The organism is Microvirga sp. KLBC 81 (assembly GCF_003075415.1).
Classification (GTDB): domain Bacteria; phylum Pseudomonadota; class Alphaproteobacteria; order Rhizobiales; family Beijerinckiaceae; genus Microvirga.
In genome coordinates this window covers 1-19,381 of the sequence record NZ_QDAH01000079.1, presented here as the reverse complement: position 1 = coordinate 19,381, position 19,381 = coordinate 1, and the positions used below count along the sequence as shown (strand labels likewise).

Annotated in this window: 18 protein-coding genes and 1 pseudogene; 11 read left to right on the top strand and 8 right to left on the bottom strand. The window is 61.5% G+C overall.

Annotation, left to right across the window (positions count from 1 at the left end; translation table 11 throughout):
- Window positions 1-676: 676 nt before the first annotated feature.
- The 3 genes from DC522_RS27340 to DC522_RS27330 all read right to left on the bottom strand — a co-directional run bounded on the left by DC522_RS27340 (window position 677) and on the right by DC522_RS27330 (window position 5,661).
- Window positions 677-1,315, bottom strand: a complete 639-nt coding sequence (locus DC522_RS27340) for a TetR/AcrR family transcriptional regulator (protein WP_116531717.1) — start codon at window positions 1,313-1,315, stop codon at window positions 677-679.
- Window positions 1,316-1,402: 87 nt separating this feature from the next.
- Entirely contained in the window at window positions 1,403-4,552 is a 3,150-nt protein-coding gene (locus DC522_RS27335; RefSeq protein ID WP_116531716.1) for an efflux RND transporter permease subunit, read from the bottom strand.
- A gap of 17 nt (window positions 4,553-4,569) precedes the next feature.
- Window positions 4,570-5,661 carry an efflux RND transporter periplasmic adaptor subunit gene (locus DC522_RS27330; RefSeq protein ID WP_371680643.1) on the bottom strand — a complete coding sequence of 364 codons (1,092 nt, stop codon included), beginning with the start codon at window positions 5,659-5,661 and terminating at the stop codon, window positions 4,570-4,572.
- A gap of 341 nt (window positions 5,662-6,002) precedes the next feature.
- Between DC522_RS27330 and DC522_RS36990 the strand changes: the two genes are divergently transcribed.
- The 6 genes and pseudogenes from DC522_RS36990 to DC522_RS27295 all read left to right on the top strand — a co-directional run bounded on the left by DC522_RS36990 (window position 6,003) and on the right by DC522_RS27295 (window position 10,283).
- Entirely contained in the window at window positions 6,003-6,182 is a 180-nt protein-coding gene (locus DC522_RS36990) for a DUF1330 domain-containing protein (RefSeq protein WP_256369926.1), read from the top strand.
- 1,339 nt (window positions 6,183-7,521) lie between these two features.
- Window positions 7,522-7,908, top strand: coding sequence for a hypothetical protein (locus tag DC522_RS34415; RefSeq protein ID WP_133239386.1), 387 nt, complete (start codon window positions 7,522-7,524; stop codon window positions 7,906-7,908).
- A gap of 245 nt (window positions 7,909-8,153) precedes the next feature.
- Window positions 8,154-8,366, top strand: coding sequence for a DDE-type integrase/transposase/recombinase (locus DC522_RS37510; protein WP_371680640.1), 213 nt, complete (start codon window positions 8,154-8,156; stop codon window positions 8,364-8,366).
- 24 nt (window positions 8,367-8,390) lie between these two features.
- Window positions 8,391-9,053 (top strand): annotated as a pseudogene (locus DC522_RS27305) (ABC transporter transmembrane domain-containing protein); the annotation flags it as partial.
- A gap of 169 nt (window positions 9,054-9,222) precedes the next feature.
- Window positions 9,223-9,645, top strand: coding sequence for a helix-turn-helix domain-containing protein (locus DC522_RS27300; RefSeq protein WP_116531711.1), 423 nt, complete (start codon window positions 9,223-9,225; stop codon window positions 9,643-9,645).
- Window positions 9,642-10,283, top strand: a complete 642-nt coding sequence (locus tag DC522_RS27295; protein WP_245444594.1) for an IS630 family transposase — start codon at window positions 9,642-9,644, stop codon at window positions 10,281-10,283. Before DC522_RS27300 ends, DC522_RS27295 begins: the two co-directional genes overlap by 4 nt.
- A 38-nt stretch (window positions 10,284-10,321) precedes the next feature.
- Here DC522_RS27295 and DC522_RS27290 read toward each other — a convergent pair whose 3' ends face one another.
- From DC522_RS27290 to DC522_RS27280, 3 genes are all read right to left on the bottom strand, one after another.
- A complete protein-coding gene (locus tag DC522_RS27290; RefSeq protein WP_245444592.1) occupies window positions 10,322-11,068 on the bottom strand; it encodes a sigma-70 family RNA polymerase sigma factor in 747 nt (248 codons plus the stop codon).
- Between the two features lie 223 nt (window positions 11,069-11,291).
- Window positions 11,292-11,477 carry a CsbD family protein gene (locus DC522_RS27285; RefSeq protein ID WP_116531709.1) on the bottom strand — a complete coding sequence of 62 codons (186 nt, stop codon included), beginning with the start codon at window positions 11,475-11,477 and terminating at the stop codon, window positions 11,292-11,294.
- Window positions 11,478-11,578: 101 nt separating this feature from the next.
- The gene (locus tag DC522_RS27280) at window positions 11,579-13,234 is read right to left on the bottom strand and encodes a helix-turn-helix transcriptional regulator (protein WP_245444590.1); all 1,656 of its coding nucleotides are present in this window, start codon (window positions 13,232-13,234) and stop codon (window positions 11,579-11,581) included.
- A gap of 353 nt (window positions 13,235-13,587) precedes the next feature.
- On the opposite strand from DC522_RS27280, the gene DC522_RS27275 reads away from it, so the two are divergent.
- Together DC522_RS27275 and DC522_RS27270 are read left to right on the top strand one after the other, a co-directional pair.
- Window positions 13,588-14,028, top strand: a complete 441-nt coding sequence (locus tag DC522_RS27275) for a CopG family transcriptional regulator (protein WP_116531718.1) — start codon at window positions 13,588-13,590, stop codon at window positions 14,026-14,028.
- 112 nt (window positions 14,029-14,140) lie between these two features.
- On the top strand, window positions 14,141-15,409 hold the full coding sequence (locus tag DC522_RS27270; protein WP_116531707.1) for a PHB depolymerase family esterase: 1,269 nt from the start codon (window positions 14,141-14,143) through the stop codon (window positions 15,407-15,409).
- A 184-nt stretch (window positions 15,410-15,593) separates the two neighbouring features.
- Here the strand turns inward: DC522_RS27270 and DC522_RS27265 are convergent, their stop codons facing one another.
- Entirely contained in the window at window positions 15,594-16,592 is a 999-nt protein-coding gene (locus tag DC522_RS27265; RefSeq protein ID WP_116531706.1) for a DUF2865 domain-containing protein, read from the bottom strand.
- A gap of 393 nt (window positions 16,593-16,985) precedes the next feature.
- On the opposite strand from DC522_RS27265, the gene DC522_RS27260 reads away from it, so the two are divergent.
- On the top strand, window positions 16,986-17,726 hold the full coding sequence (locus DC522_RS27260; RefSeq protein ID WP_116531705.1) for a Crp/Fnr family transcriptional regulator: 741 nt from the start codon (window positions 16,986-16,988) through the stop codon (window positions 17,724-17,726).
- A 22-nt stretch (window positions 17,727-17,748) separates the two neighbouring features.
- Here DC522_RS27260 and DC522_RS37505 read toward each other — a convergent pair whose 3' ends face one another.
- On the bottom strand, window positions 17,749-17,985 hold the full coding sequence (locus DC522_RS37505; RefSeq protein ID WP_116531704.1) for a hypothetical protein: 237 nt from the start codon (window positions 17,983-17,985) through the stop codon (window positions 17,749-17,751).
- A 516-nt stretch (window positions 17,986-18,501) separates the two neighbouring features.
- Here DC522_RS37505 and DC522_RS27245 point away from each other — a divergent pair.
- Window positions 18,502-18,981, top strand: a complete 480-nt coding sequence (locus DC522_RS27245) for a MucR family transcriptional regulator (protein ID WP_116531702.1) — start codon at window positions 18,502-18,504, stop codon at window positions 18,979-18,981.
- A gap of 133 nt (window positions 18,982-19,114) precedes the next feature.
- Window positions 19,115-19,381, top strand: a 267-nt coding sequence (locus DC522_RS35485; protein WP_205769780.1) for a hypothetical protein, incomplete at its 3' end; no start/stop codon positions are given.

The following is a 19,381-nucleotide window of genomic DNA, read 5'->3' as shown; positions in this document are numbered from 1 at the left end:
CCGAACGCCTTCGCCCAACAAACTCATCAAGCCCGGAAAGTTGCATAGGTCGTGGATCACATATGGCGGCAGGTCCAAGGGCAGTTCGCGTCCGCATAGTTGGTCCAGTAAAAGGCCCGGGATGAGTGCCTCAGATCAATTCATGAATCCTGCTCATAGGCCTGTGCAGCTATCAGAACATAATTGTTAAGCAGATCACCTGCTATTTCCAAATAACGATAAGGCCAATTTGGCGGCTTTGTTGCATTAACCTGCCAAGCCACAGCATATAGTGGCAGTCGCACAGGGAAAGCACGCTACCGATGTGCCTCACGCAGTTAATGCGACAGAGCCTCCAATAGAACCTGAGGACTGACGCTCTGTGCTATTCCAGAAATAGCTAGAGCATCGTGCGGACCTCCGGTTCCGCTCTCAACGATGCTCTGCTTGAAAGAGAAAGCATCGGATGGGTCCCAAAAGTGCAAATCCACTTTTCACGTCCGAGGCTGTAGATCCATTGGGCAAGCGAGTGCCAGTCTCACCAGCTTATCCGACCGTAGGCCTTATCAACGGAGCCGACTTTTACGGGCGAGCACCGGTCCCACTCTCGTGGCTTCATGAAGCTCGCGCCCTGTCTTCAAGGGCGACACGGACGGAAACAATCGCGGATATAGAAGCGTCAAGCTCATTATCCGCCTCAGCCCTCTTGATGGTTGGGATGGAAAGCCATTTGGGTGCGGCAGCCCAAGCCAGCCAGTATGAATTCCGTCATCTGGTCCAAGGATGGACCTGGCTCCCCGGCGCACTGCACAAGGAGTGCGGGATGGCAGAAGCGGATCAGGGCAACCTGAACACACCGCGATGCGATCACAGGATCGGCCGGCGCGAACTCGCCGGTCTCGATCCCGTCCTCGACGACTCGCTGGAAGATCGCATTCTTGCGCTCGAGGTGGGCATGGACGACCTGCCAGCTCTCGCTCAGCGCCCGTTCGACCATTTCATGCATGCGCAGCTCGTCAGTATACAAGACCGCCGTCATCTGGTGCATGGTCGCGATCATGTCCCGCAGCCGGATCGCGGCCGGCGCATCCCGGCACGCAATGGCCTTGAGGGCACTCTCGACCTCGCGCATCAGGCGCTCGGCGACTGCCTCATTGATCGCCTTCTTGGAGTCGAAAAAGCGGTACACGTTCGCCGGACTCATCCGGAGCGCCTTGGCAATGTCCGCCACGGTGGTTTTCTGATAGCCGATCTGCCGGAATAACCGCTCGGCTGTGTCGACGATACGGCCGCGGGTGTCGGGCTCAGCCGAGGTGAGGGCAGCGTCAGCATCCATAGCTAAACCTATGATAAAATTCATCATTCGTCAACGAGCCACCGACACCTACTCGGCTTCGAGCACAATGGTCAGCCCCGAGAGCACCTACTCTGCGGCAGCAGGCAGCGAGGGCTGTCGGTCCATTCCTTCGGCTTCGCCTGTCCCGGGCTCCTCCGCCAACCGAGATCCGGAGCCACGCTCATCGAGGCGCTTACGGAACCACAGCGCATAGAGCGCCGGCAGGAAGAGCAGGGTCAGGAAGGTGGCGACAAGCAGACCTCCCATGATAGTAAAGGCCATCGGTCCCCAGAACGCCGATGAGGAGAGCGGGATCATCGCCAGGATTGCGGCCAGCCCGGTGAGCACCACAGGACGGGCGCGCCGCACCGTTGCTTCCACGATCGCCTCGCGCCGGCTCGCGCCCTGCGCCACGTCGGTCTCGATCTGATCGACCAGGATCACGGTGTTGCGCATGATCATGCCGGCAAGCGCGATCAGGCCCAGCAGCGCCACGAAGCCGAACGGTCGGTTCGCCAGGTTGAGCGCGAGCGATGCGCCAATCAGCCCAAGGGGCGCGGTCAGAAAAACGAGGAGCAGGCGTGAGAAGCTCTGAAGCTGAATCATCAGCAGCGTCAGCATCACCCCGATCATCAGCGGGAACAGCGCATAGATGGAGGCATTGCCTTTCGCCGACTCTTCCACTGCGCCGCCGATCTCGAGGCGATAGCCCGGCTCGAGCCGACCGCGGATCCCGGCCAGGGTCGGCCAGATCTGGTTCGTCGCGTCCGGCGGCTGGACCCCGTCGACCACGTCGGCGCGCACTGTAATCGACAGGTCACGGTTGCGCCGCCAGAGGATCGGTTCCTCATGGGCGTACTCGATGCGGCCGACCTGAGCGAGCGGCACCGCAAGCCCATTGCTGGATACGACAGTGAGGTCGCCGATGCGGCCGAGATCAAGGCGCTCATGCGTTGCCGCGCGGGCGACGACCTCGACCCGCTCGGTGCCGTCGCGAACCGTAGTGACTGGGAAGCCGGACAGAAGCGTCTGCAGGGCCTGCGACACGGTCTGCGGATCAAGCCCAAGCGCACGGGCGCGCTCCTGATCCACGACGAGCCGCACCGACGGCGACAACTCGTTCCACTCGAGATGCGGATCGACCACGTTGGCGTTGGTCCGCATGACGTCGCGGACATCGGACGCGATTCTGCGTACCGTCATCGGGTCTGGACCGACGACGCGGAACTGAACCGGGAAGCCGACCGGCGGACCGAAATTGAAGCGGTCGACCCGCACCCGTGCTGCGGCGAGCGCACCCTGTGCCACCGCATCTTCGATGCGTGCCTTGATGCGCTCGCGCGCCGGCACGTCTCTGGCGACAATCACGATCTCCGCGAAGGCTTCGTTCGGGAGCTGGGGGTTGAGGCCGAGCCAGAACCGCGGCGAGCCCTGGCCGATATAGGTCGTATGCGTCAGGATATCGGGATCATCACCGAGGATCGCCTCCGCCTGTCGGGCCGTCTCGGTTGTGACGCCGATGGCCGTGCCCTCGGGCAGGCGCATCTGGAAGAACAGCTCTGGCCGCTCGGAGAGCGGGAAGAACTGCTGCTGGACCCGGCCGAACGCAACGACAGAAGCCACGAAGATGCCGATCGTGGCCAGCACCGTGAGGCCGCGCCGATTCACGCAGGCCTGCACGATTCGGCGCAGGCCGCGATAGGTGCGGGTCTCGTAAATCTCGTGCGGATTTGCATGCGTGTGTCCGGAAAGCGCCTGCGGCAAGAGCTTGACCCCGATGTAAGGGGTGAAGATCACCGCCACCAGCCACGACGCAACCAGGGCAATCGCCACCACCCAGAAGATGCCGCCGGCATATTCACCGACTGCCGAATTGGCGAAGCCGACCGGAAGGAAGCCTGCAGCTGTCACCAGTGTTCCGGTGAGCATGGGAAAGGCTGTCGAGGTCCAGGCGAAGGCCGCCGCGCGCATGCGGTCCCATCCTTGCTCGATTTTCACCGTCATCATCTCCACCGCAATGATCGCATCATCCACCAGCAGGCCGAGGGCGATGATCAGGGCGCCGAGGGTGATCCGGTGGAGATCAAGGCCGAGCAGGCTCATCACGGCAAACGTGATGGCGAGCACGAGCGGAACCGAGAGCGCTACGACGATGCCAGTGCGCCAGCCCAGCGATACGAAGGAGACGAGAAGCACAATGCCAAGGGCTTCGAGGAACGAATGCTCGAACTCACGGATCGCATGGTCGACCACCTTCGGCTGGTCTGCGACCTGCTCGATATTGATGCCCTGCGGCACCGCCTGCATGAAGGCGTCCGCCGCAGCATTCACCTCCCGGCCAAAGTCCAAGATGTTCGCTCCCTTGGCCATGACGACACCGAGGCCAAGAGCCGGCTGGCCGCGCTGGCGGACCAGATAATCAGAAGGATCTTCAAAACCACGAGTGACGGTCGCGATGTCGCCGAGGCGGAACACGCGGCCACCGGCCTCGACCGGGGTCTCCGCCACGGCCTTCGCCCCGTCGAGCGCCCCTGTGACACGCACGGGGACCCGTTGGGCGCTGGTCTCAACCGTGCCGGCAGGCACGACAGCGTTCTGTCGCTGCAGCGACTCGAACAGGGCCTGTGGGGAGATGCCCAAGGTAGCCAGCTTCGCGTGACTGAACTCGACATAGATGCGCTCGTCCTGCACGCCATACAGGTTGACCTTTGTGACCCCTGGAACTTTCAGCAGTTGCTGACGCAATCCCTCGGCCACCTTCTTGAGCTGCGCGAAGTCGGCACCCTCGCCGGTCAGCATGTAGAGGATGGAATCGACATCCCCGTACTCGTCGTTCACGTTAGGACCGATGAGGTCGCTGGGAAGCTGACCGCGGATGTCGTCGAGCTTCTTGCGCAGCTGATAGAAGAGCTGCGGCACGTCCCGGGCCGGTGTGTTGTCGCGAAAGCCGACATTCATTGCCGTGAAGCCGGGCTTGGCGTAGGTGACCACCTTGTCGAACCATGGCAGCTCCTGCAGCTTCTTCTCGATCGGATCCGCAACCTGGTCCTGCATCTCCTGCGCCGTGGCACCCGGCCAGACCGCCGTCACGATCACGTTCTTGATGGTAAAGTTCGGATCCTCCGCGCGCCCGAGCGAGCGGAAGGAGAGAAGGCCGCCGACGCTGATGGCGAGGATGAGGAACAGGATGAGCGCCGGGTGATGCACGGCCCATTCGGACAGGTTGAACCGCTTCATGGCTGGGCTCCAGACGGTTAGAACTGCAGTGCCTCGACGATGCGGACCCGCTGGCCCGGATCGAGCTTCTGCGCCCCCAGGACGACGACGTGCTCGCCGTCGCTCACCCCCTGGGTGATCAGGACGTCACGAGACTGGTAGGCCGCGATCGTGACCGGCCGCAGGACTGGCCGGCTGTCGGCGCCGACCACCCAAACCGCCGGGCCGCCGCCCTGGTTGTGGAGAGAGGACAATGGCAGGCGCGCGACTTCCGACGCGGCCGCCTCGCTGATCGTGACCGTCGCCGTCATGCCGAACTGCACCGGTTCGTCTGCGGCGGGGATCGAGAATCGGGCCAAATAGGTGCGGGTGGCCGGGTCGGCCGAGGGCGAAAGCTCGCGCAACGTCGCCTGATAGCGCTTGTCCGGGTTCGACCAGAGCGCGAGGGACGCAACGCCGGTCCGGACCGCAGCGATCTGGGCCTCAGGGACAGCGATCACTGCTTCCTTCTCCGATGAGCGCGCGATGCGGATGGCGACCTTACCGGTGTCGACCACGTGCCCCGGCTCGACCTGCGTCGCGGTGACAACGCCGTCGATGTCCGCGGTGAGAGTGGCGTAGGAGAGAGCGTTCTCGGCCAGCAGCAGGGCGCGCTCGGCGCGAGCCATGCGGCCCCGCGCCTCCTCGGTGACGGCTTGCTGGCGGTCGAGGGTAGCTGTCGTGGACCAGCCCTGACCCCTCAGGGTGAGGATGCGCCGGAGTTCGGCCTCGGCCTGCTGGAGCGCAGCGGACGCGGCCCTCACCTCAGCCTCGGCCTGCTCTCGTTGGAGGCGCAGGTCGGTTGCGTCGAGAGCAGCCAGCGCTTGGCCTACTTTTACCGCATCACCGACACTGACGAGGCGCTTGGCCACTTTCCCGGCGACGCGGAAGCCGAGATCGCTTTCGACACGAGGCCGGATGGTCGCGACAAAGGTCCGTTCCGGAGCCTGGGGCTCGAAGGCCACCGACTGCACCAGTACAGGGCGATCAGGTTTTGCCGCCTCCTGCGGCGTCGCTTGGCAGCCGGCGAGCGTGACGGCCAGACCGAGAATGAGCATGGGCAGGGATGCGTACATGGCATTCACCTTCAGCCAAGGTCCCAAACTGACTGTGGCGCTTGCCCGTGAGCGGATACAAGCCAGCGCACTGCCAGACCCCCGCGTCACCTTCAATCAGGCTGTATCTGATGCCTGACGAATATTGATTTTTATCAGTTTGTACTCTTCACTCCTGCCGGTGGTCTGTGCGGCAGCGCACGCTGAGGGCTTCTAGAGTCGGCAACCGCAAGGCCGAGGCCATGGGCAAAATCGATGCCTTTCATCCCGATACCTGGAGCATAGGCTTCAGACGCCGTAGTTCGGCGGGCCGCCACAAAACAGGTTTGTATCAGGTCAGGCGATCCCTGGATCAATAATGGGCTCATGCCGGCTTTCTGACCCGTCATGCCCAATTTCAGTTCCCCTCTATGGATGACCTTGAGGCATTCGTGAAAGATCCCGAATATGCACCCTTCGCAAAGGCGAGGCAGGCTGGCAGCATCAGTCGGTTTTACGCCATCGACGACACGGATGCGGCGGGCTCAATTCCTTGCCTCCCCGGAGCAGGTCGCTGAAAACGCCCATCCGCCAAGCGCGCTAGCGCATCGTGCGGAACCGAAGGTCCGCGTCAGCGAAAAGTGGACCCGGTTTTCCGCACCCAACGATGCCCTACTCCAGAAAGGAAGCATCGGATGGATCCCAAAAGTGCAAGTCCACTTTTGGGTCCGATGCTCTAGCGACGGCATTGGATAGAGGAGCACCTCGCCTTTTGCCCTCCAGGAGGCATGGCCACAGCGTGGGAGATGGTCAGACCGCACGGCCTAGGGCGACACCGGCCCGGAAGCCAGGGAAGACGAAACCACGTCCGGGGTAGAGCCGAACGGGGTTCTGTTCTGGAGCCTTGATGCGCAACTCAGCTTGGCTCGCGTGTAGCAGCAAGGCGTAAACGGCTTGTTGCGCTACCCGCACCAATGCTGTCCCCCCAGCGGCGGCCGCGTAAAAGAAGAGCGCCCGAAGGCGCTTCTGAGTGGTCAGCCGTAGGGGCAAATCATGGCTGATGAGCCACAGTAAACAACCAATCAACGCGCTGATACAGCCCTTTTGATCTACCTCTTCAGGGGTAGCCTCTCCTGTTGTGGGGCATCACGGACCAGGGGGCCGCAGACCAGAACCAGATCAGAGTTCAGGCGCGGCCCCTTTCTCTTTCCGATCCCTTTGCAGCACGGACAGCGGCGTCGGCAGCTTTGTCGGTATTGCTCCTCCTCACTCCGGACGAGCAACACGCTTCCATGCACAGAGAACTAAGAGTGACGGCGTAGTCGGCCAGCAGAATGATTTCGCACGGGAAACCTCAGACTCGGACGTGGCGGTCGTCCTATCCCGTCAGTGAGGGAGTCCAACTGCAGCATCCAGTGTCAGCAAAAGGTAGGATCGAACACCTATTTAATACGTATAATCCTGCTCCGGACGCGTAGTCACATCTCAATCAAATGTACTTTCTTATTCAGCTGCTGGAGCCTCAAAGTTGCCAGCATTGTAGATGTATGACCCAAACCGCATCGAAAGCGATTTGCGGATCGGATCACCAGTTTTATGACTAGCTCGCCTCAGGACCGAAGTGACTTCACCTTTCCTTGGTACGTCGATAGTCCACCGAACGATAGGTTCGCTCAGAGACTGGAGTTATTCTATAAAATTTATCATCTCCAGTTGCAGTTAATCGCGAGATGTCAGGAGGCAGCGCGTCCAGCATTCCATCGGATCAGCGGGGCACTTGATCAAACCGTTCTAGTCACTGCACTAATAGCTCTTCCCAAGATGTTTGCTGGGTGGAATGCGGTCCGCTCGTCGGTGTTCTCGAACGCGCAGGCTCTGCTCCCTTTCGCTCCTCTTGCCAGGGAAGAGGAAGGGGCGTTGGAGCACGACCCGGCGTGGGACATCCTTGCCGAGTTCCAGATGCTTGAAACGAGCAACCAGGATAAGGTCGCAAAGAACCTGGCTCTTCTGTGGGGGCACTTTGAAGACACGTTCGGCGGTCTGAGCGGGTTCTTGGCGGAGCCGGCTATAGAACAATCTCAATACCTGGAAAAGCTTATGATGGCCTCCCGGCGGATGAGGCCAGCTCGAGGATCGGACGTGGCTTTCCATTACGTCACGGTCGAATTGATGCGGCAGTATGTATGCTGCCTCCAGGCAGGGAGGTCGGACCGCGCCGCATTATCGCTCGCGACCTGCGTGGCGGCTCTGATCAATCGTGGGCGCATGATGGCTCCGACTATTACCGCCAGTGCGCCAGCGTGAGGGACGCCGCTTGGCCGGTTCTGTTGCAGTTTTGAAGCTTGCTTGGCCTGAGCTATGACGCGAGGGCGTCGAGAGGGGCTGGCGGTAAAGCAAAACAACAAGAACCCGTTCAAGGGGCGGCAACTCACGGCGGAGATCATCCTGCGGGCAGTGCGCTGATACCTGCAATTCTCAATCAGCTACCGTGATCTTGAGCGCATGCTCTCTGATCGCGGTGTGCAAGTGGACCATACGACTCTCTTTCGCTGGATCCAGGCTTACGCTCTCGAACTGGACAAGCGCGTCCGCCTCATCTGCGCACGACGAATGGCTCCTGGCGGGTCGACGAGACATATATCCGGAAGGACGAATGGGTTTATCTCTACCGTGCCCTTGATGCCATAGGGCAGACAATCGATTTCCTGCTCTCACCCAGACGGGATGGGCGGCAGCCCGGCGCTTCTTCCGCAAGGCACTGAAGCAGCCGCACACGGTCAGTTCGTGAGGAGAATGCGGGCGGAATTCGCGTGGTCCAAGCCTTCGCCAATAAGGATCATGAGCGCCACCTTTTCGCGGCAGACAATCAGGGCTACCGCAGCACCAAGCTCGAAGCCTACCGGGTCATGGTGGCATCGACCTCGCTCAGCTATCTGAGCATGCGTCTGATCCAGAGGGTCGTCATGGTGGCAGGCAGGTATCTCGTGATCAGGAGTGAGCTGAGTGCAGGTGGCTTTGTCGGCTTCCTGCTGCTTGTCGGAGTTTTTTCCGGCCGATCAAAAAGATCAACTCGGTCATCGAAACCTATCCGAAGGGCATCGCCGGCTTCAAGCGGTACATCGACTTCCTGGACACTCGTCCAGACATTGCGGACCGTCTAGGCGCGCGACCCGGGTAAGCTCAAGGGAGACATAGAATACACGAATGTCCGGTCCGGTTATACAGCTGGCCGGGTCGTTCTTGGTAGTCTCGATCTGCCATCCGCGCGGGAGAAACCCATTGCCTTCGTCGGACCGTCAGAAGCCGGCAAGACGACAATCTGCTCGCTGCTGCCGCGCTACTACGAGATCGACGGTGGCTCGATCACGATCGATGGGGTCGACATTCGCGACATAAAGTTCCGGGCGCTGCGAAGCCGGATCGGAATCGTGCAGCAGGACGTCTTTCTGTTGGTTCAGATGGGGTGGACGCCCCCAACGGCCTTGGTGTGCCAAAGCGGAGGTGTTGAGCACCACTTGAGGGAGGCGTCCATGGAAGAGGTTAAAGCGGATTTCGATCTGATGTGAATCCAAAGCAGCGGGCTGCGCGTTGATCGGCATATGGCACGGGAGGCGAGCCATGCCCCAGCCCTATTCCGCCGATTTGCGAGAACGCGTTTTGGTCGCCTACGAGCAAGGCGAGGGTAGCCAAGTCGCCATTGCTCGCCGTTTTCGTGTGTGCCCGGCCACCGTCTGCAACTGGATCCGCCAAGCCCGCCAGGAAGGCCGGCGCAGCCCCAAGCCGCACCGCGGCGGGCCTGCCAGTGTGTTGGGACCTAAGGAGCTGGCGCTGCTGCAGGCGCTCGTGGCTGAGAGCAACGCTGCGTACCTGGATCAGTATGCCGAGCGCTTGGTTGCGCTCACCGGCAAACGCGTCAGCCGTCCGGTGATGTGTCGGACGCTCCAGCGTCTCAAGCTGACGGTGAAAAAAAGACGCTCCGGGCGACCGAGCGGGAGCGGCCCGAGATCGCCCGTGAACGTGAGGCCTATCGTCAGCAGATGAGCGGCATGCCGGCTGAACGGCTGGTCTTTCTCGATGAGAGCGGCATCACCACCAAGATGGCCCGCACCCATGCCCGAGCACTGCGCGGGCAGCGGGCGTATGGCTCCGTCCCGCTCGGCTCGTGGCAGCGGCTGACGGTTCTGGGTGCGCTCGCATGTGAGGGCCTGGTGGCGACGATGAGCATCGAGGCGTCAACCTCGACCTCCGTGCTGTTGGCCTATTTGGAGCAGGTGCTGGTGCCCAAACTCCAGCAGGTGAAGCCGGATGCCATTCTGGTGATGGACAACCTGCGCCCACATCGCGCCACGGAAGTCGGGCAGCTTCTCGAGCAGGCCGGGATTGGACTGACGTACCTGCCGCGCTACTCGCCGGACCTGAACCCGATCGAGCAGGCCTGGGCTAAGATGAAAGAGCGCCTGAAGGCCCAAGCCGGGCGCAGTCTTGAGGCCCTGGAGGCGGAACTCAAGCCCGCCCGCGACACCATCACCGCAAAGGATGCCCGAGGCTGGTTCAGGCATGCCGGCTATGCCTACACTGATCCGAAATTCGCTTTAGCTAAGGCATCGGACGTGAAAAAGTGGAATCCACTTTTGGGATTGATCCGATGCTTTAGTCTGTCGTCGGAACTACGGGCGTGAACGCCTGCTGCCTCTGGCTCTCCCGCGCCTGGCTGTTCTCACATTTCCGCAGGGTGGGATCTGGCAAGGCCATCCTCGCCAGCGAGCCTCATGAGCTCGGCCAGACAGCTTCTGGCCCGGTTGACCCGGCTCTTGACAGTGCCAACCGCACATCCAAGCACCAGGGCGGCCTCCTCATAGGACAATCCCTCTACGCCCACGAGCATGAGCGCCTCACGCTGACCGTCAGGCAGCTTGTGGAGCGCTGCTTCGAGATCATGGATCATGATCCTCTCCTCCTGGTCCGGCATGCAGACCATCGTGGCGGCATAGGATCCGTCCCCATCCTCCACCTCGCGCAAAGACTTGCGGTGTTCCGAGAAGAACTGGTTGCGCAGGATGGTGAAGAGCCAGGCCTGTAGGTTCGTGCCGGCTTCAAACTGCTTCTGCTTGCTGATAGCTCTGAGCACTGTCTCCTGCACGAGGTCCTCGGCTTGCTCGCCATTCCGCGTGAGCGAGATTGCGAAAGCCCGGAGCGAAGTCACGCTTGCTAGAACTCCATCAACGAACGCTTGGTCGGCCAGTTCGGTGCGGGCGCGGATAACCTGTGCCACCCGATCGAGAAGCCGGGCAAGGTTGTGCGGGAGTTTGTCCTCGGCAGGGTCGCCATACCAGGTCCGCAGGTGCTGGCCGAGATGGGCTTGGATGCTGTTGTTCAAGGCAGCGGAGACCGACGGGCTCACGGAGCGCAGGGGAGGGGACCGGTCATGCCGAATAGTGCCAGTCAGGTTCGACAGCGTCATCATGGTCGTTCTCCTGTAAAACCGACCTCCCGGACGATGTGGTGGCCCGTCATCTGTCTTGGACTGGAGGCCGCCACTGGCGCGTTGTGACGATCAGCGCGCATTACCACCTCTATCCGCAGGGCTCGGCCCATGAGGTATTGTCTTCACGAGCTCGATGTCACCAGGTCCGTACGGCGTCAGCCGAGCTGCTTTCGTTCTGTCGGCAACAGCAGCAGGGCTTTTGTCAGCGGGGCTTGATGGCGTCGCGCACCGTGTCCTTCATGCTGCCGACAACGTTCTGCGCCCGACCTGCTGTCTTCTCGGCAGACCCTTCAGCCTGGGTCTTGCTGTCGCCTGTGATCTTGCCGATGGCTTCCTTGACGGAGCCCTTGGTCTTCTTCGCGCTGCCTGCAATCCGATCCTTGTCCATGAGAGCCTCCGGGTTAGGATGGCGTGCACGTGACAACCATTGCGCCCACCGTCTTATCACGGCCGCTAACCCGTTAAAATCATTAAAGTTCATCAATTTTTTCAGTGGTTGTTCCGCACTACCCGACCCGGTTTTCCTGCACCTCTTTTTGGCGCCTTCGGGAGCTTGGCCTCGACACCCTCACTCCCGATTCCGCGCTCCCGGGCCCAAACGATCAGGGCGCTGCGCCGGTTGACCCCGAGCTTCTGGTACAGGGACGCGACATGGTTGCGCACGGTGTTGCGGGCGAGCTTGAGCTCCGTTCCGATCTCAGGGTCGCTCTTGCCTTGGCAGACGAGGGTGAGCACCTCGCGTTCTCGCGGCGTCAGATCGGCCACACTGGCGGCGACCTGTGCCGGTGACTGTCCCGGTCGGGGCGAGTGGCGCAAGGCAGCAAGCTTCTCGACCACGCCCCGGCTGAACCAGGACGCGTCCGCCATTACCGCCTCAATGGCCTTGACGAGTTCTTCCTCCGAGCGCCTGCGGGCGGTGATGTCCTGGAACGAGCACAGGATACACGCCCGATCGCTCAGCGTGATGGTCTCGGCCGAGACCAGACAGTCGATATCACCGCCGCCTTTCACACGCAGGCAGGCCTCGAAGTCCCTGACGCTGCCTGCTCTAGCAAGTTCGGTTTCGAAGCGGCGGCGTTCCTCCTCATCGACCCAGAGACCGATGTCATCGGCGGGGTACCCGACCACGTCCTGTGCCTGATAGCCCAGCACCCTCGTGAAGGCCTCATTCACCTCAATGAACCGATGATCGTCGGCGGTGCTGATGATGGTAGGCACAGGAGCCAAGCGGAAGGCCTTGGCAAAGCGCTCCTCGGACTGGCGCAACGCCGTCTCGGCCTTCCGGCGCGGCTCCAGGTCCGCGAAGGTGAACAGCATGCAGGGCTCCTCGCCAACCTCAATCGGCTGGCCTGCCACCACCACTTGGCGTCCTCCGGGATCGCTCGGCACGGTGAGACACGCTTCCATCTGCGGGATGGTCTCGCCCGCGCGCAGCCGCTCGAGTGCGAGGCTGCGGCGCTCGGCCCGTTCCAGCACGTCAATCTCATAGACGCTTCGACCCAGCACGTCCTCGCGCTTGTAGCCGGTGAGCTCCAGAAAGCCCTCGTTCACCTTCACGAAGCGCAGATCGGTGAGGCGGCAGATCGTGGCGGGCGCCGGATTGGCCGCGAAAGCCCGCTCGAAGCGGTGCTCGGCCTCGGTCTCTCCGCTGACGTCATGAACGATGAGCACGAGACAATCGGGATTGCCCGCATGATCGGTGACGACGAGGCTGCGAATGCGGTGGGTCCGGTCCCGGTCCTGATTGGATTTGTGCGCCACCACGACCACGACATCGTCGAGGGCCTCGCCGGCCACAACGCGGTCGATGGGATAGCGGCCAGGGTCGAGCAGATGGCTGCTTTGATGGCGCAGGACGAAGTTCTTGCGATATTCGTCAACCGTCCGGCCGAGCTCGTCGAGGGTGGTGACCCCGTGCATCTCCAGCGCGGCCTCGTTGGCGTAAGTGATGGTGTGGTCCGGCTCGACTAGGATCACGCCCTCGGTCAGGCCGGCAATGATCTGCTCCAGTTGCGAGCGGTCCGGAGCTTGGTGACTCAGACCGTTGTCTGCTTTGCCATGGACCCGATCAGCGGCACTGGCGGCTCCCTCGGGCTTTGAGCGCCGGTCGTTGATGCGATCCATGTCTGCACCTGTCCTTGTCATGGGACGGCTCGCTCTGCGCTTCCATGTCCTGGGGTTCAACGAGGCCCGGCGCAGCGGGTTTCGCTCAACTCAGGCGGCGAGGTCTCGGCACTGAGGTTGATGAAGTTCTGACTGCGACATGGGAGGATTGCGGCGGGCCTTCGTTCGCGGCACTCCGCGGCTTGGAGCGATCGACGCTGTCATCGAGCGCCTTGCATGAGCAATGCTCCCGGATCCGATCCAGCACTTAGCATATGGAGCTTGGCGGCATATCGGCCCTCGATCATGTCGTCGATGCCTGGATCGGTTCGCCAGAGAATCCCGCACCGGGTCTTGAACTTGCCATCTTCACCATCCAATTACCATCCAATCAGATGGTAAGAGGAGTACCAGCGGTGGCAAACAACGTGCATGAGCTTCGGCCCAAGGCGGCAGACAGCGAGAAGATCACCATCAATCTCGGCTTTGTCGATCTGGGCCATATCGACCTTCTGGTCCAAGAAGGATTCTACTCAAACCGCACCGACTTCATCCGGACCGCCATTCGCAACCAGCTCGAACGGCATCACGACACTGTCAAGAAGTCGGTCGCCCGCCATCAGCTCGACCTTGGCCTGCGCCAGTACACCCGCGCCGACCTGGAGGCGGTCCAGGCGGCAGGCGAGGTGCTGCACATCCAGGTTCTCGGGCTGGCCAGTATCGCTAACGATGTCACCCCCGACCTGGCGCGCCGGACCATCGCCTCCATCCATGTTCTCGGCGCCCTGCATGCCAGTGCGGCCGTGAAAGAGGCGCTCAAGGATCGGATCCGCTGAGGGCCCAGCCGGTCCGATCGCGCCAGCCCTAAACCACCTTCCAGCCTATCCGACGACGGAACAGCCAACCTTGTCGCTTGGCCCGACCCCCACCGATCACAGGAACAATCTCATGAATGCCAAACCCAACATCGACATGATGGAGGCAACCCGCCTGACTCGCGAGGGCCGGCTTGCAGAAGCCATGGCGATCCTCCGCGGAGACACTTCCAGTATCCATCCGTCCGCCACATCAAAAGAGCGCGGGAGTAAGCCAGGACAATGGCGGACAGGCCGCGCCTCAACGATCATCGACATGGTTCCTCCGTCCTCCACGGGAGGAGCATGGACCTCTCCGAATTTCGGTTTCTCACGCTCTGCTCCCCATGCGTTTGACTTTTCCGCAGGAGGTATGTCTCAGCCCGAGGTGCCAGAGGCACTGCGCGGTTTCCTCGGCCGTATGGGACCGCTCGGCTCGCCAGGCGGCCTTGCTGGAAGGGCAGGACACGCGCCGGTCCACGCACCCGCTTCTCTGCCGGAGGGAGCAAGCTTCGAAGAGCGATCCTTTGCCAATGAGGCGGGAAGCCGGTCGTACAAGATCTACGTTCCGAGCGGCTACACCGGACAGGCGCTTCCGCTCGTGGTGATGCTGCATGGCTGCACTCAGTCGCCGGACGACTTCGCCGCCGGCACGAAGATGAACCAGTTGGCCGAGGAGCAGATGTTTCTGGTCGCCTATCCGGCGCAGGCTCAGTCGGCCAACGTGTCCAGGTGCTGGAACTGGTTCAACGAGAGCGATCAGCAGCGGGATCGGGGCGAGCCTTCGCTGATTGCAGGCATCACCCGTCAGATCATGAGCGAGTTTGCCGTTGAAACGGGACGGGTCTACGTGGCTGGCCTGTCAGCGGGCGGAGCGGCGGCGGCCATCATGGGATCGGTCTACCCGGACCTCTATGCCGCGGTGGGCGTCCATTCCGGGCTCGCATGTGGGGCAGCCACCGATATGCCGTCGGCATTTGCGGCGATGCGGCAGGGTGGGGCTCCCCGGGCCAGCGGAGCCCGGCAGCCCGTGCCGACGATTGTCTTCCATGGCGACCGTGACACGACGGTCAATCCGATCAATGGTGATCAGGTGATGGCCCATTCTAAGGCAGGGTCGGATCTCCGCACGACGGTCACGCGCGGTCAGGCGCCAGGCGGCATCACGTACACCCGTACGGTCGAGACCGACGACAGCGGGCACCCGATGCTGGAACAGTGGGTGCTTCATGGCGCAGGCCATGCCTGGTCGGGCGGCAGCCCAGCCGGCTCGTACACCGAGCCGCGTGGACCCGATGCCAGCCGGGAGATGCTGCGCTTCTTTCTCAACCATCCGAAACCAACAGGCGGGCTATCCGTGTAAGCGCGAGCGCACCCGCCAGTCTGGTGCACAGGCTGGCAGGCGCTCGTCCCGCCTCGGTCGATCGAATGAGCCCAGATCGCGCCCAAGGGACTCAGGCTCGCCTCACGGCGGGGCAACCGAATTTTCGCATCGGCGGCGTGACCGGACCTTCATAGATCCTGGCTCCATGACCTGCCTCCGCCACCTATGGCACCGGGACAGGGATGAGGTCAGGCGCGATCACCCGTATCCCCGTGCCGAACCTGACACGAGGCGCGGTGTCCGGTTCAATGCTGCCTGTCGTCTCCGGATCCTGCGAGGAGGACTGCTGAACGGTCGATGCACTGATGGTCGAGCCTTCGGGCTTGCCCCGTTTGGCCTTGGGCCTCCGCAGCATCGGGTTGGCCATCTGCTGAGAGATGGCTTCCGTCACCAGGACGTCGCTCTTCTTGCGCTCGATCATGCCTTCGGCCTTGCGCAGCACATGGGCCCAGCTCTCACCCGGCTTCTTACACGAGCAACTCGGATCATAGGCTTTCCGGTAGCGTAGCGCGTTGGGTAGCTTCATGTACGGCTCACCGGTCTCAGACACTGCCTCCTCAATGCCGCCCTCATGTGGCGCATGGAAGACCACCACCTGCGCGTTGGGACACAGGGCGCGGCATAGGGCCGCTGCGCTCTCTCGGCCCTTCGGTTGGCTGTCCAGAGGGAAGTAGCCGCCATCGCACGACCGCACGCACACCAGCCGCCCGCGACCCATCGGCTTGGTCGTCGGAATGGACTCCGGCTCTGCCGAGGCGTCACACACTCTGTTGATGGCGGCCCTGAGCTGGCGTTGGCGTTCACCGACGGCCTCAGCATCCGCAGCCTGACCAACGAGCAATTGGTAGCTCGCCTGCAAGGCGCGGATCCGGCCGGCAATCGGGCCGCATTCGGGCGGTGGGCGAAAGAAGAAGCCGCCCCGGTCACAGCCGATGGCGCGGTAGTAGCCCGCCAGCCGCTCAATCTCGCCCCGGTGCCGCGCCGCGTTGGCCTCTGCCATGCGAGACGAGGCGCCGCTGCGGTTCAGGGACGCAAGCTCAGCCTTGTACCTCTCGCAATCCGCTGTCTGGGCCAGGGCGACGTCCTGTCCCGCAATGAAGAACAGGAATGTCGCTCCGATGGCAAGCAGCGGCTTTTGAATGGGGCCGGATCGCATCGTCATGCCTGTTCTCCCGCACCTGAATCATCGCGCCTCAATGAGGGGTGCCTTGCCCTGCCGGGAGTGAAGTCGACGAAGACGCCACAGGAGGCGGGAAGGCTGGCGGCGGATGAGCTGCGAATGCTTGGCGAGACAATAAGCCAATGATCGGAGCGGTGGTTTCGGCCTTACTGCTTTTGCGCCAACCATTACCAACTTGTAGGCGGATATTCCAAGGCGAGGTCAGCGAACTCGGAAATTCTGGGGTTGTGGACGGATACGAACGTGACACTTTCAGCTGAAGCCGGATGAACTCGAACGAATTATCAATTGGCTTCAGGAACTATTGGGTTGCATCCCAAGCCTGACTTTGGAACAGTCGCAGGACAACAATGCAGAGGAGCTGCAATCGTCCGGATGCAACTGACGAGACCACCTAGAGATCCTAGAGATCATTGCACCAATCGGCTTCTAGCGGCTTTGGCTCCCGAGAGTCTGGCCTATCTTGAACCGCATCTGGAGATCGTAAACCTGCAACGTGGTCAGGTTCTCTTTGAGACCGATGAGATCATCCGGTACACCTACTTCCCTCATGACGCGGTTGTGGTGCTCGTTGCCGTGATGACCAACGGGACCTCGGCGGAAATGTCCATCGCCGGGCGGGAGGGCGTTATCGGTCTGGTAACGACGGCGACCACCCCCTATGCCTTCGGGCGCTATGTTGTCCAAACTCCAGGCACGGCATCACGCATCGGCATTGAGCAGATGCAGAAGGCGATCTCAGCGCACCGCAATATCCGAGATGTGATCCAGCGCTTCTCAGAAGCAATAACGGCGCGCGTTCTTCAGAACGTGGCTTGTAACGCCGTCCATCAGGTCGACGAGCGCTGCTGCCGTTGGATTCTCAGCACCCACGACCGTGTCGGCCGAGATACTCTCTCGCTCAGCCATGAGCTCCTCGCCGAGATGCTGGGGGTCCAGCGCTCGACCGTGAGTGCTATCATGCGGACGCTTCAAACGGCAGGGCTTATCGAGCAGGGCCGAGGATGGATTACGGTGAAGGATCGTGCCGGTCTCGAACGAGCGTCGTGCGAATGCTACGGCAGGGTCCGCCAAACCTTTGAGCGCCTCTTACCCCTCACCTACACAAAGTCCTAATCCGACTTCCTACCGGCATTGATCAGTCCGCGCCATGGTTCTCGGCCAAGAACCTTAGAGTACAGACTCTTGTGCCCGTCTCGTCGGTGACCCGCAGCCGCCATTCGGTGCCACTCCAGAATTTCCTTCCAGCATCCCGGAGGAGTTCGCCTGCGACCACAATTGCATGGGCGCGGGCTTCCTCTCGGCTGGCAAGGACCGTGCCTACGTCGTCCAGAACCTCTTCACCGTCGCAGATGTGGAAGAAATAGCGGGGTATGATGTGCTCCTGTATCGCCTCTGGCCGGGAACAGTCCTCAAGGCCATATTCCAGTTCCTTCCCAGGCCGTGATCTCTGGTTTCGGATACTTCACATAACAGCAGGTTAGGCGGCCGCCATCGCAGTCAGAGCCGTGTGTGCCATCACAGCATCAATGATCGTGCCATGCCGTTGCCTGGAATGAGGCATCCCATCTCCATGCGCCGCCTGAGCGGCAGCTAAAATAAGTTAGAAATAGATTGGATCCAGCCTGTCGCAGAAATCTTCTACAGCCAGATGGTCCCCGATGTTGATGTAATCGTTTACAGAATGTCTCGACGGAAAAATGAGAATAAAGAATGCAGTCTTCTGAGATGAACGTTTAAAAACTGCTTGCCACCGCATGATCGAGGCCATACCTGCGGCGAAGATCACAGGCATCTTTGTGCTGCGCGGGCTGATCCTGCTGATCCTGCCGGAGCAACAATTGCTCTACTCAGCCTCCAAGCTAATCCCGCGTGGCGAGGACAAGACATCATGGGCGAGAGCACAACCTCTCCGAACTACATTGAACTCTGTGCCGATATCGTCTCGGCCTACGTCAGCAACAACTCCGTTCCGGCCACAGACCTGCCGTCGCTGCTCAACTCCGTCTATGCCGCCCTGACGAAAACGGCAGAGGGCCAGACAGGCGAGAAGGCTGAGTTGGTGCCCGCCGTTCCGGTGAAGAAATCGGTAACGTCGGACTATATCATCTGCCTGGAAGACGGGAAAACGTTCAAGTCGCTGAAGCGCCATCTGCGGACTACCTACGGCATGACGCCCGAGCAGTACCGCGCCAAGTGGAGCCTGCCCGCCGATTATCCGATGGTCGCACCGAACTATGCCAAGACTCGCTCTGAGCTTGCCAAGACCATGGGGCTCGGTCAGCAGCGGAGGAAGGGCTCGGCCCAGGTCAAAGCCGCTGCGAAAGATACCGCTCCCGCCAAAGGGCGCCGCACAAGGAAGACAGTCTAAGGCATCCCAGGGTTAGACGGATCGGCAACCGCTGTTCAGCCGAAATCTCTCAAGTACCTTTCGTAATGAGGTGTTTGTGGCGACCTGTCATGGTTTGATGCCTGCCGTTGCAGGACTGCAGAAGGCAGGGTTCATGGCCGGTAAGGTCAACATGAGACCTTCGGCCAAGAAGCACACCCGTCGCTACCGGGAGGTGGTCTCTCCCCGCCGAGACGCTCGAAGGGCAGAAGGATCTGACGAAGAAACGACGCTACGCCAACCGCCACGGTTGGTTCCGAGCACCACGACTCTGCTGAAGGTGGTAGCAGGCTCGCAAAAGCTTCGTCAGCCGAACACGATGCCTTTGAGGCTCTTGAGAGCCCTCTCACAACGGTCGATCTGCTCGCTGGCCCGCCGCTGC